This is a genomic window from Propylenella binzhouense (assembly GCF_009866965.1).
GTDB lineage: Bacteria > Pseudomonadota > Alphaproteobacteria > Rhizobiales > Afifellaceae > Propylenella > Propylenella binzhouense.
The window spans coordinates 1-12,006 of the sequence record NZ_SPKJ01000054.1 but is presented as its reverse complement, the minus strand read 5'-3'; the positions used below and the strand labels follow the sequence as shown (position 1 = coordinate 12,006).

General features: G+C 66.4%; 10 protein-coding genes. 4 read left to right on the top strand and 6 right to left on the bottom strand.

Going from position 1 to position 12,006, the window contains the following annotated elements:
- The first annotated feature begins 61 nt into the window (after window positions 1-61).
- The 4 genes from E4O86_RS14610 (at window position 62) to E4O86_RS14595 (ending at window position 4,594) form a co-directional block, all read left to right on the top strand.
- Window positions 62-850 carry a response regulator gene (locus E4O86_RS14610; protein WP_161141291.1) on the top strand — a complete coding sequence of 263 codons (789 nt, stop codon included), beginning with the start codon at window positions 62-64 and terminating at the stop codon, window positions 848-850.
- Window positions 851-1,167: 317 nt separating this feature from the next.
- Entirely contained in the window at window positions 1,168-2,187 is a 1,020-nt protein-coding gene (locus E4O86_RS14605; RefSeq protein ID WP_161141290.1) for a sensor histidine kinase, read from the top strand.
- Between the two features lie 96 nt (window positions 2,188-2,283).
- Window positions 2,284-3,726 (top strand): homospermidine synthase, encoded by a 1,443-nt coding sequence (locus E4O86_RS14600; RefSeq protein ID WP_161141289.1) that lies wholly within the window; start codon window positions 2,284-2,286, stop codon window positions 3,724-3,726.
- A gap of 142 nt (window positions 3,727-3,868) precedes the next feature.
- Window positions 3,869-4,594, top strand: a complete 726-nt coding sequence (locus tag E4O86_RS14595) for an FkbM family methyltransferase (RefSeq protein ID WP_161141288.1) — start codon at window positions 3,869-3,871, stop codon at window positions 4,592-4,594.
- A gap of 81 nt (window positions 4,595-4,675) precedes the next feature.
- On the opposite strand, the gene E4O86_RS14590 is transcribed toward E4O86_RS14595, so the two are convergent.
- From E4O86_RS14590 to E4O86_RS14565, 6 genes are all read right to left on the bottom strand, one after another.
- Window positions 4,676-7,528, bottom strand: coding sequence for an AMP-binding protein (locus E4O86_RS14590; protein WP_161141287.1), 2,853 nt, complete (start codon window positions 7,526-7,528; stop codon window positions 4,676-4,678).
- 178 nt (window positions 7,529-7,706) lie between these two features.
- On the bottom strand, window positions 7,707-8,753 hold the full coding sequence (locus E4O86_RS14585; RefSeq protein WP_161141286.1) for a hypothetical protein: 1,047 nt from the start codon (window positions 8,751-8,753) through the stop codon (window positions 7,707-7,709).
- 267 nt (window positions 8,754-9,020) lie between these two features.
- Complete coding sequence (locus E4O86_RS14580) at window positions 9,021-9,908, bottom strand: GSCFA domain-containing protein (protein WP_161141285.1); 888 nt, start codon at window positions 9,906-9,908, stop codon at window positions 9,021-9,023.
- Window positions 9,909-10,215: 307 nt separating this feature from the next.
- Complete coding sequence (locus E4O86_RS14575; RefSeq protein WP_161141284.1) at window positions 10,216-10,887, bottom strand: GSCFA domain-containing protein; 672 nt, start codon at window positions 10,885-10,887, stop codon at window positions 10,216-10,218.
- Window positions 10,854-11,213, bottom strand: coding sequence for a GSCFA domain-containing protein (locus E4O86_RS14570; protein ID WP_161141283.1), 360 nt, complete (start codon window positions 11,211-11,213; stop codon window positions 10,854-10,856). Before E4O86_RS14570 ends, E4O86_RS14575 begins: the two co-directional genes overlap by 34 nt.
- A 188-nt stretch (window positions 11,214-11,401) precedes the next feature.
- Window positions 11,402-11,890 carry a YciE/YciF ferroxidase family protein gene (locus E4O86_RS14565; RefSeq protein WP_161141282.1) on the bottom strand — a complete coding sequence of 163 codons (489 nt, stop codon included), beginning with the start codon at window positions 11,888-11,890 and terminating at the stop codon, window positions 11,402-11,404.
- Window positions 11,891-12,006: the final 116 nt, after the last annotated feature.

The following is a 12,006-nucleotide window of genomic DNA, read 5'->3' as shown; positions in this document are numbered from 1 at the left end:
GCGGGGCGTTCCGAGGTCCTCATCCCGCATCCGCCGATGTCTCTTCCAGACAGGGTCAGTTATGTCGCTTGTTGCAAATACCGCGCCACATCTCCCGTACCTCCGCCGCTTCGCGCGCGCTCTCACCGGCGGCCAGAAGAGCGGCGACGCCTATGTCGTTTCCGTGCTCGAGGCCCTCGTCGAATCTCCGGAGACGTTCGATCCGGATAACGATCCCAGGGTCGAGCTGTTCAAGGCGTTCTGCCGTTATTGGAACTCGATCCCCGTCAACCTGACCAGGACCGAATTCGCGCCGGACGAGCTGCACGGCACGTCGCGCCGCCTGGAGGCGCTGACGCCGCTCGCCCGCCAGGCCTTCCTGCTGATGGCCGTCGAGGACTTCTCGCCCGCGGAGATCGCCTATGTCCTCGGCCGGAGCGAGAGCGAGATCGCCGAGCTCATCGACCAGGCCGGGCGCGAGATCGCCCAGCAGGTGGCGACCGACGTCCTCATCATCGAGGACGAGCCGCTCATCGCGATGGACATCGAGACGCTGGTGAAGTCGCTCGGCCACAGCGTCATCGGCATCGCCCGCACCCATCGCGAGGCGATCGACGTGGTGAATTCGCGCCGGCCCGGCCTCATCCTGGCGGACATCCAGCTTGCCGACGGCAGTTCCGGGCTCGAGGCCGTCAACGAGATGCTCGAATCGCTCTCCGTTCCGGTCGTCTTCATCACCGCCTATCCGGAGCGGCTCCTGACCGGCGAGCGGCCGGAACCCGCCTTCCTGATCACGAAGCCGTTCCAGCCGGAGACGGTGAAGGCGGTCATCAGCCAGGCCCTCTTCTTCGAACGCCGCGCGGGCCGCTGAGCCCCGGCTCTCTCCATCGCGAGGCCGGCGGTTCCCGCGTCGCGGGAACCGCCGGCGTGCTTTGGCAGTTCTCGGCACGACCAGGATGCCGGGTCGGAGCGGGTCCCTGGACGCGACGAGGCCCGTTTTCCGGGACGGTTCGCCCAGGCCGTCGAGGCAGGTGCCAGTCAGTCGATCGAAACGTGATGATCGGCCCGGAGATCGTGTGCGTACGGCAACGATCGGCCGCGGCGGGGTTTTCGGGCTGGGGATTGGCGGACCGGCCTAGGATGGCTAATTAGCAAGCGAATGACCGCCGGTGTAGTCGTCGGGATGCTATGAAATTCGAACAGGCGACGCCCAACAGCTCCGGCCCTTCCGCGGACGCGGAGGCTGCGGGACTCGGGCGTCGCTTCGAGGCGGCCCTGACCGGGTCGCAGATCACCATCTGCAGCCAGGATCTCGACGGCGGCTTCACCTGGGTCTTCAATCCTCCGGAGGGGGTGGATCCGGACGCCATCGTCGGCAAGGGCGAGGGCGACGGCCTGTTCGCGCCGGCGGCTGATGTTCTCGGCCCGGCGCGCAGCGCCGTGATCGCGACCGGCGAGCCCCGCGAGCTGGAGATCAGGACCTCCGACCTGCACGGACCGCATTGGTACGACGTCCGCATCATGCCCCAGCGCGACCGGGCCGGCGAAGTCGTCGGCACGATCCTCTCCGCCGTGGATGTCACCGAGCGCAAGATCCATGAGGAGCACCTGCGCATCGTGCTCCGGGAGCTCGCCCACCGCTCCAAGAACCTGCTCGCCGTGATCCAGGGCATCGCGCGGCAGACCGCCGAGAGCACGAACTCGACGCAGCAATTCGTGAGCCGCTTCAACGGGCGCATCTATTCGCTGTCGCGCGCGCATGACGTGCTCACCGATGCCGACTGGCGCGGCGCCCGCATCTTCGATCTCGTCCGCTCGCAGGTGGCGCTCTACGCGGAGCCGCGCCTTTCCAGCATCCAGCTCGAGGGCGAGAACGGCTTCCTCCGTCCGAACGCCGCGCAATATCTCGGGCTCGCGCTGCACGAGCTCACGACCAACGCCATCAAGTACGGCGCGCTCTCGGTGCCGGACGGGACGATCGCGGTCCGCTTCGAGCGCAGCCCCCGCGATTCGAGCATCTATCGCTTCCTGTGGGAGGAATCGAGCACCGCCCCGCTGCCGGCCCGCGCGCCGCGCGGCCGCAGCTTTGGGCTGCTGATGCTCGACAATGTCGTGCCGACCTCGGTCAGCGGCACGGCGGAGCTCAGCTTCGGCGCGCGCGGGCTCCGCTACCAGCTCGAGATCCCCAAGGCGCAGCTCGTGCCTTAGTCCGCACGGAGCGGATCGCCTCCCTTGACACGCCGGAAGGCACCTGCTCTCCGGCAGACGCCGAGCAGGTCCGACCCGCCCGCCGAAGGAGCTCCAATGACAGACTGGCCAGTTCACGCCGCGATCGACGGCCCCATCGTCATGATCGGCTTCGGATCAATCGGCAGGGGCACGCTGCCGCTCATCGAGCGCCATTTCAGCTTCGACCGCGAACGGTTCGTCGTGATCGATCCCGACGACAGCCATCGCGCGATCCTCGACAGCCGGGGCATCCGCTTCGTCCACGAAGCCGTGACGCGCGAGAATTACCGCGCGCTCCTGACGCCGCTCCTCACCGAAGGCGGCGGCCGCGGCTTCTGCGTCAATCTCTCGGTCGACACCTCGTCGCTCGACATCATGAAGCTCTGCCGCGCGCTCGGCGTCCTCTATATCGACACCGTCGTGGAGCCGTGGCCCGGCTTCTATTTCGACCGCAGCGCCGGCCCCGCCGCGCGCACGAACTATGCGCTGCGCGAAACCGTGCGGGCGGAGAAGCGCGCCAACCCGGGCGGCGCCACCGCGGTCTCCTGCTGCGGGGCAAATCCGGGCATGGTGTCCTGGTTCGTGAAGCGGGCGCTCGTCGATGTCGCGGCCGAGCTCGGCCTCGCCTTCAGCGAGCCGGGCGCCGACGATCGGGAAGGCTGGGCGCGGCTGATGCGGGAGGCCGGCGTCAAGGGCATCCACATCGCGGAGCGCGACACCCAGCGCGTCAACCATCCGAAGCCGATGAACGTGTTCTGGAACACCTGGTCGGTCGAAGGCTTCCTCTCGGAGGGCATGCAGCCCGCCGAGCTTGGCTGGGGCACGCACGAGCGCTGGATGCCCGACAACATGCTGGTCCAGGAAGATCCCTCGGGCTGCCAGGCGGCGCGCTTCATGCTGCAGCCCGGGGCGAACACCCGCGTGCGCACATGGTGCCCGACGCCCGGCCCGCAATTCGGCTTCCTCGTCACCCACAACGAAGCCGTCTCGATCGCCGACTATTTCACGGTGGGGTCCGGCCTCGATCCGGAATACCGCCCGACCGTGCACTACGCCTACCATCCCTGCAACGACGCCGTGCTTTCGCTCCACGAGCTGTTCGGACAGGCCGGTCGGCCCCAGCCGGAGCATCACGTCCTCGACGAGCACGAGATCGTGGACGGCATCGACGAGCTCGGGGTGCTGCTCTATGGCCACGCCCGCAACGCCTATTGGTACGGGTCGCAGCTGTCGGTGGAGGAGACGCGCCTCATCGCCCCCTACCAGAACGCGACCGGGCTCCAGGTCACCTCGGCCGTCCTCGCGGGCATGGTCTGGGCGCTCGAGAATCCCGCCGCCGGCATCGTCGAGACCGACGAGATGGACTTTCGCCGCTGCCTCGAAATCCAGCTTCCCTATCTCGGACCCGTGAACGGCTTCTACACCGACTGGACGCCTCTCACGGACCGCCCCGGTTTCTTTCCCGAGGATATCGACACCGGCGATCCGTGGCAGTTCCGCAACGTGCTCGTGCGTTGATCGGGGCCCTGCGGACGCGGTTTCCGCAACGGGTGCAATGCAGCGAAAAAGGCGATTGAATCCAGTCGCTTAAGTGCCGTTCGGCCAGATTGACTCCGAAACGGGCCGAGTGTTAGAACGCCGGGCCGGGGCGGAGGTGGTTTTGTCCGACGATCTGATTTTCGATATCGGCCTTCACAAGGGCAAAGATTCCGATTTCTACTTGAAAAAGGGGTTCAGGGTCGTCGGGATCGAGGCCATCCCCGATCTCGCCACGTCCGCGACCGCATTGCTGCAGCCGTTCGTCGAGTCCGGCCGGATGGTCGTGGTCAACAAGGCGCTCTCCCACCGCTCCGGGGAGACGCTGCCGTTCTATGTCAATCCGGCCAAGGATGACTGGGGCAGCCTTGAGAAGCACAAGGCCGAGAAGGGCATGGCCAATGCCGTCGAGATCCGGGTCGAGACGATCACGCTTCCGGAGCTCTTCGACGCCTATGGCGTTCCCTATTACATGAAGACGGATATCGAGGGCGGCGACCACATCGTCCTCGAGCAGCTCGCGGCGGACGCCCGGCGCCCGACCTACATTTCCGTCGAGGCGAACGAGCCGAGGGACTTCGACCGCATCGCGCAGTGCGGATACCGCTCCGTGCAGATCGTCAACCAGTGGCTCCATCCCTTCACGGTGTGCCCGAACCCGCCGCTCGAAGGGAGCTACGTCCCGGCGCGGTTCGACGGCGAGACCAGCGGCTTGTTCGGACGCGAGCTGCCGGCGAACCGCTGGATCGACGTGAACGAGGCCAAGAACCGCTACATCGCCTGGAACGATCTGCGGCATAAGGACGATACGCTCGCCATCGGCTGGCTGGACATCCACGCCCGCCGCTGACGGCTCCAAGCCGGCGTCCGACCGAAACGTCTGCGGGCGGGGCGAGCGCCGGTTGAAGCCTTCCGCCCGTGCCGCGCCCCCTCAAGACGCGAGCACCATATCCTTTTCCACCTTCGGTGAGAGCGCGGCACGCAGGTCGTCCTGCGCCTGCTTCCAGGCCGGGAAGAAGCGCCGGCCGTTCTCGACCCGCTCGAGATCGAACCTGTGCAGCCAGTCCGTCCCGGAGGTGGGCTTCACGCTCGACCAGGCGGGCTTGTCGCGAAGGTCCGGATCGGTGACGTTGAGCGTCCGCCATTGGGCGCTCGCCATCATGACGGCGATGGCCGGAACGGCGATCTCGTAGCGGCCCTGGGCGCCGCAGGTGAGGAGGCATTCCGGGGCCGGGTCGAGGCTGCCGAGGATCGCCGGCGCGTAGCTCGGCACGATGGTGAAGGGCTTGCCCTTCTCCTCGAGCTTCCTCGCAATGTAGGGAACGCTCGCCGGCTGTCCCGCGATGGCGAAGCTCCCGAACCTGTCGAGGACGAGGTCGAGATGCTCGCGATCCGCGAAGTTCGAGCAGAAATGGGAGAGATCCGAGCGCTCGATGGAGGCTGCCACCGGTCCCGGTGTCGGCCGTACCGCGTTCCGGGACATCCAGTCCGCGAGCGCGTCCGTCAGGGCGTCCGGGTCGAGTTCCCGTATACCGGCGAGCGTGCCGCCGGGCCCCGGCAGCGGCCGGTACTCCCAGTCTTTCGTGAACGCCTCGAAGGCCTTGGCGGTGGCGATGCGGAACACCGGCTTGCCGAGATAGGCCGCGAGCCTGGCCATGTTCTCCGAAGCGGCCGCCAGCGGAATGTCGATGCCGGAGACGATTGTGAGCGGCAGCCTGTCGTGCGCCTGCGTGTAGTTCTGCCAGCGCACGCTGACGAGGTCCGCGCGCTCGTCCCGCTCCAAATTGTGCGACAGCACGCCGTAGACCTGGTTGGGCGGGAAGAACAGCTCGGCGAGGTCGTCCATCAGGATCACGCTCGCGGCCCGAAGCTTGGCGAGCGCACGGTTGACGAACCGGAACGGCTCCGGGTCGAGCCGCGGCTGGAAATAGTCGCAGAACACGAGGTCGGAGAGGAGGATGGCCGACGGCGGAAGGCAGACGTGCTCGAACGTGACGCGATGGCCGAGCCGTTCGGCAAGCCGGTCCAGATGGCGTTCGTCGATGCTGCCGACCGTCGGCCGCTCCGTCAGCGAAACGATGCGGATCGCCTCCTCGCCGGCGGGCTGGCCGTCTCCCCGCGCCTTCGCCAGCGCTTCCTCGATTGCGCCGAGCGACAGTTTTCCGTCGAATGCTATGCCGGTGCCGCCGAGCGCGATCCTGAGCACCGTCAAGGACAGCGAATCGAGCACTTCCTCCACCGGGTGCTGCCGGTCGACCTTGGGGAAGGCCTGCCGCAGTTCGGTCAGCGGATCGCCCGCGTCGCCGCCGCCGGCCGTCATCGCCTGGCGGTGGAGCAGCCAGTCGGCGGCCGACTTCTTCCGGTTGATCTTGCCGGAGGAGGTCTTGGTGAGGAAGCGCGGCGGGACGAAGGCGACCTCGATCTGGTCGAGGCCCATGACCTCCTTGACGCTGTCTGCCACCTTCTTCTGGTCGTCGCGGAGGAAGAAATCCGGAGATTCGATCAGGATGAGCGGCTTCTGGGTGCCGAGGCGCTCGTCGTAGATCTGGACCGCGGCGGCCCGGCCGCGAATATCGGCGTGGAGCCGGTTGAGCGCGAGGTCGATGTCGGACAGCATGTATTTGCGGCCGGCCTGGATCAGCAGGTCCTGCTTCCGGCCGGTGACGTAGAGTTCGCCGTCCCGGATCTCGCCGAGATCGCCCGTCGGGTAGTAGCCCTCCGCGTCGCGTATGTCCTCGCCGCCGAGATAGTGGTGGAGCGAGGTCGGGCTGCGGACCCAGATCTCGCCGTCCACGATCTTCAGGTCGACGCCCGCGATGGGCGAGCCGCAGGAGACCACGTCCCCGCCCGCCGTCTCGAGCGTCCGCAGCCCGGTCCGGAAGGATACGGCGAAGATGTTCTCAGCCATCGCGTAGCAGGGCGCGAACGCCTGCTCCGGCGCCCCGATCCTCTCGAGGAACTTGCGCGCGGTATGGGCCGAGACCGGCTCGGAGCAGGAAATCCAGAGGCGCATGCCGTCCGGCGCCGCCGCGTCGCAGCCGGCCATGACCTCGAAGCCGAAATTCGGCATGTAGCAGACCGTGCCCGCGTTGCGGCCGATCGCCTCGAACAGCATCGCCGGATTCCTGACCCAGGCCATCGGGTCCATCATCGCCACCGGGATGCCGAGCATCATCGGCATGACGAAGCAGGCGATGTAGCCCATGTCGTGATAGAGCGGCAGCCAGGAGACGATCGTGTCCTGCGGCGTCAGCCCGAGGCTGCTGTTGTAGTCCTCGGCGTGCCGTCGAAGATCCTCGCTCCTGAAGCGGATCGCCTTGCGGTAGCCGGTGGTGCCCGAGGAGAGCTGGATGATGGCGAAGTCGTCGAGCGCGTAGGGCTCGGCGCTGCCGTCCGGGAGCGCGGAAAGTTCGCCCTGTCCGATCGTGGCGACGAAATCGGAAAGGCCGAGCGCGACCGAGCGCTCGTCCGCAAGGACGGCGGCGATGTTCGCGACGGCCACCGTGTTGCGGACGGAATCGGCCCAGTATTCGCGGCTCTGCTTGCGCGTGGGATATTGCATCACCAGCGGCTCGAGCCCCGCGAGCAGGCTGGCGAGCCAGTTGACGACGAGGTCGGGCTCGGAGGGGAACATCAGCCCGACGCACGAGCCGGCGGGTATCCGGGCGCTCAGATGGGCCGCCACCGCGCGCACCCGCGGCGTGAGATCGCCGAGCCGGACGCGCCGGTCGTCGGAGGACGGCGAGACGAAGACGAATTCCGGCAGTTCGCTGCTTCGCAGCATCGGCGGCTCCGTTGCGGTTCCGGTAAATACCCTGGAGAGTGCGAACCGAGTCAAGGTTCGCACTCCGAGGCTCGGCGGTCGGATGGGCGGCGATCCCAGCCCGAGGCGTAAGCAGATATCCCAAGCGGGGAGGAACGAGGCGACCTTCGCGGAAGGTCCGCTCCGTGGCGTCGATATTCTAGGCCGCCGGCGCCAGGTCCGTGGTGAATCTCGCGTAGAGCTCCTCGAAGAGAGGAAGGCTTTCCGAGCGGAAGATCCAGTCGCGCTGCCCGCACTCGACGACCTTCTCGCCCGAATGATCGGCCAGGAGCTGGTTGTCCGAGTACCGGTTGAGGATCTTCGATCCGAACCGCTCCATCAGGTCCAGATCATCCTGCATGATTGCCGGATCGTTGCGGGCCAGCCTGATCTTCATGCAGCGCTTCCGGAATTCGTTGCGGAAGGCGGCGAACTGCTCGCCCTGCTCGAACTGGCGCTGCTGGTTGCGATAGGCGATCCTGAGCTTCACGCCGGCCGGGCGGCCGAGGCGCTCCCGATGGAACTGGTTGAGGATGCGGATCCCTTCCACGTGCTCCGGCGGCAGCGATGCGTTTATCGCCGCGTTCTCCTTAGGAAGGCTGTGCTGCGGCAGGTCCAGCACGTGGCGCCAGAAGAAGTCGAACACATCCCCGCCCGTTCGTGTGATGTTGTCATAGCTGATCACGACCAGGTTTTCGAATCCGAAGACCTGTGCGAGCTTCTCGATCTGCCTGCCGCGCCGGATCTGGCTGAGGTCGAAGCAGTTCAGCCAGCCGTTCACGGTGGCAAGATATTCCAGAAACGTCTCGTCCGAACCGTGCTTGATGAGTTCCTGCCAGTGCGATGGCCAGATCTCCGCCATGCTCCGGGCGAAGAACACGGGAATGATGTCGTAATCGTGGAAGATGGTCCGGAACGCAGTGAGCCGGGCGACGTCGAGAAAGACGAAATTCTCGGTCGACACGATCAGCTGCTCGTGCTCGGCAAGAGCCGCGCGCATCTCCTCGGCCTTCGGATGGGCAGCCGGATTCTCGGTCCGGCGCAGGAATTCCACGATGTCGTGATGTCCGAAGATCGACATGCCGAACTCCGGATAGACCAAGCCGTGCTCCCGGAGCTGGGGGCGCGCGTCGAAGAGCCGCTTCTGGAGGTAGGTCGAGCCGGTCTTGTGCGGTCCGACATGCAGGATGAGCCGCCTGCGGGTCATGCGCGCTCCCCGAAGTCAGGAGCGGACCTGGGCCGGCAGACCCGGACATTGCTGTTCATGCGGTGGGGCTCGGAAGCGATTGGAATCGGCAAGGGTGATTTCCGGACTGGTCTGGGCGAGATGGCCGGATCGGCACCGTACTACGCTCGATCTGCAGGACGCCAGCGGCGTGTCGGTGCCGGCAACGCTTTCACCGCCGGATCTTCGCTGTGCCGGCGCTCCGGTTCGGGGCCGGCTGCGCTGCGGATCCCGTCCGCGGCTCCGTCTTCAGGTGTAGAATTCCACCATCCTGCGGACGTTATGTGCGACCATCTCGGTCGTGACGTGAACGTAGTCGGGCAGCCAGCTCTTTTCGCGGTTGGAGTAGAGCACCGTCTCGTAGCTCGGGAAATAGTCCACGTGCTCGAACTTCCGGCAGGCGGCTTCGGCGGCGGTGCGAAGGCAGGACTTCGAATAGGCGTTCGCGCTCATGATATCCTGCCGGCTGAAGGTCCGGCCGAGCGGCACCGGCGAGACCGTGAGGATGATCCTGTGGTCCGGCCGGGCGTAGCGGCCGATCGTCGTGACGATCTCCTCGACCGCGTCCATCGTCTCGTCGGGGGACATCACGCGGAACAGGAAGCGGTCGGGCTGGCGCTTGGCGAGCTTGAAGTCGGGGGTCCCGTTGATGAAGACCTCGTTGTGCGTGTCGTACCAGACTTCGATCAGCCCGAGCGTGACGACGAACACGCGGGAGGCCGCGATGCCTTCGCGGTTGATCTGGTGGAGCTCGAGCCGGCGTTCGACCGCGCGCTCGCGCGGCACGGCAATCCCCGAATGGAGATGAAGGTCGACGACCTTCTCCTCGCCCGCGAAGCACGTCTCCGGCGGGACGTTCTCGCAGGAGAAGCGGAATTCGTTTGTGATGGAATAGGGATTGTACCTGTTCAGCAGGCCGTTTGCGAAGACGCGCTGCCGCGACAGCTCTTCGGCGGGCACCTTGAAGCGCAAGGTCGGCAGATCGAACCCCGCCGAAGAAAGGAAATACTCCACCCCGCGGGCGAAGCAGGACCCGATCGTGAACAGGGACTCGCCGGGCTCGAGCCTGAAGCTCGGACGCGGGGCGGGCGTCGCGAAATCCCAGGTCTCGCCCGCCTCGTCCCGAAGCGGGGGCATCCGGGCCTCGCCATTTTCCATCGTTGCCCGGAACGCGACATCCGACGACACCGTCGGGAAGGCCCCGTCCGCTTCCTGGAGGGGGGCATTTCGGTGTTGCAGCAAGGTCAGTACCCTCCGAACGGTCGACCGGAAGCCTCATTCCGGCGAAGAACGACGTAATCCGACGAAAGCCACCTACACCCGGCAGACGAGGGAATCACCCCGTTCCCTGTTCCCGCATCGGGTCGCGGACCACGTCCTCAGGACGAGCGTGTCGACATCGACCATGTTCGCCGCTGGCGCCATTCCGCCCGCAAGCGACGGGTCAGGTGTAATATTCAGTGAGCCGCTTGACGTTGTGGGCGACCATGCCATTCGTGACGTGCATGAAATCGTCGAGCCATGTCTTCTCGCGGTTGGAATAGAGAACGGTCTCGAAGCTCGGAAAGTAATCCACGTGATCGAATTTCCGAGCGGTCATCTCGGCGGCGACGCGCAGGCAGGACTTGGAATACATGTTCGCCGACATGGCGTCCTGGTCCGTGAAGGTGCGGCGCAGGGGGACCGGCGAGACCGTGAGGATGATCTTGTGGTCCGGCCGCGCGTAGCGGCCGATCGTGGTCACGATCTCGTCCACCGTCTGCATCGCCTCCGCGGGAGACATCACGCGGAACAGGAAGCGCTCGGGCTCGCGCTTCGTCAGCCTGACCTCCGGCATCGCATTGATGAAGACCTTGTTCAGCGTGTCGTACCAGACCTCGATCAGCCCGAGCGTGACGACGAACACGCGGGAGCTGCGGATGCCCTCGCTGTTGATGCGGTGAAGCTCGAGGCGACGCTCGGTTGCGCGCTCCCGTGCGACGGGCACGCAGGCATGGAGGTGCAAGTCGAGCACCTTGTCCTGCCCCATCTCGGCGAAGCACCGTTCGGGCGCGACGTCCTCGCAGGAGAAGCGCACCTCGTTCACCATCGAATAGGGATTGTACTTGTTGAGCACCCCGTTCGCGACCGCCCCGCGCGCGTGCGCTCCTCCGGAGGAACGGTGAAGCGCAGCGTCGGGAGGTCGAAGCCGGCCCCCGCAAGGTGCTGCTCCACGCCCCGCGCAAAGCACGAGCCTATTGTGAACAGCGACTCGCCCGGCTCCAGCTTGAAGCTCGGCCGCGGGGTAGGCGTCGCGAAATCCCAGCTCGCGCCCTCCTCGTCGAAGAGGACGGGCATGCGCGCCTGAGGATTGGTCGAACCCATCCTCAGGGCGGATTGGGCCGGGACCGTCGGGAAGAGCCCGTCCAGTTCCTCTGCCTGCTCGGCGTGGCTGTGCAGCATCCGACCGTCCCCTGTCTTGCCGTTAGTAGGGCAGGGGGAGGGTACCGTCATTGTGCGACTGCGTAAAGAACGCCGCCGGTGCGGCGGCGCGTTTGCTGCAGTGCGGAACTTCGGACTTGTCCCAGCAGGATCCGGCCGGCCCGCGGCGCGGCCGGATCGCGGCGGAGAAGGGGCGCCCGGCCTTCTCGTCAGGCGGCTTCCTTGTTGAGCTTGCTCTCGGCGAGCTTGGTGAGCTTCATGTCCGTGTCCTTCTCCTCCTTCAGCGTCTCGCCGAGGAGCTTGGAGGCGTCCTTCAGGCCGAGCAGGTTGCCCCAGGACACGAGCGTGCCGTAGCGGGTGATCTCGTAATGCTCGACCGCCTGCGCGGCGGCGATCATCGCCGCGTCGAGCGTGTCCTTGTCCTTGATCTCCTTCATCTGCTCCTCGGCCTCCGCGATGATGCCTTCGATCGCCGGGCACTTCTCGCCCTTGGCCTTCTCGCCGACGATCTCGAACACCTTCTCGAGCCGCGTCACCTGTTCCTCGGTCTCGGCGCGGTGGTCCTCGAAGGATTTCCGGAGCTGGGCGCTGTCGGCCTTCTTGGCCATCTTGGGCAGCGCCTTCAGGATCTGCTTCTCGGCGTAGTAGATGTCCTGGAGCCCGTGCACGAACAGGCTCTTCAGATCGGTGATGGGCATCGGAATTCTCCTTGGCGGCGCGGGCTGCGCACCCGCCGCAAACGGCCGGCGCGGGCGCCGGTTCCTTGCCGGCCGGCGCGGCCGTGGGCGTCGCGCCGCGCCTTGCCCCGAGGCCG

What these genes read in the sequence shown, in the direction of transcription:
- E4O86_RS14610 (WP_161141291.1), top strand. Translation starts at nt 62, where the DNA reads ATGTCGCTTGTTGCAAATACCGCGCCACATCTCCCGTACCTCCGCCGC.
- E4O86_RS14605 (WP_161141290.1), top strand. Translation starts at nt 1,168, where the DNA reads ATGAAATTCGAACAGGCGACGCCCAACAGCTCCGGCCCTTCCGCGGAC.
- E4O86_RS14600 (WP_161141289.1), top strand. Translation starts at nt 2,284, where the DNA reads ATGACAGACTGGCCAGTTCACGCCGCGATCGACGGCCCCATCGTCATG.
- E4O86_RS14590 (WP_161141287.1), bottom strand. Translation starts at nt 7,528, where the DNA reads ATGCTGCGAAGCAGCGAACTGCCGGAATTCGTCTTCGTCTCGCCGTCC.
- E4O86_RS14585 (WP_161141286.1), bottom strand. Translation starts at nt 8,753, where the DNA reads ATGACCCGCAGGCGGCTCATCCTGCATGTCGGACCGCACAAGACCGGC.
- E4O86_RS14580 (WP_161141285.1), bottom strand. Translation starts at nt 9,908, where the DNA reads ATGCCCCCGCTTCGGGACGAGGCGGGCGAGACCTGGGATTTCGCGACG.
- E4O86_RS14570 (WP_161141283.1), bottom strand. Translation starts at nt 11,213, where the DNA reads ATGCTGCACAGCCACGCCGAGCAGGCAGAGGAACTGGACGGGCTCTTC.
- E4O86_RS14565 (WP_161141282.1), bottom strand. Translation starts at nt 11,890, where the DNA reads ATGCCCATCACCGATCTGAAGAGCCTGTTCGTGCACGGGCTCCAGGAC.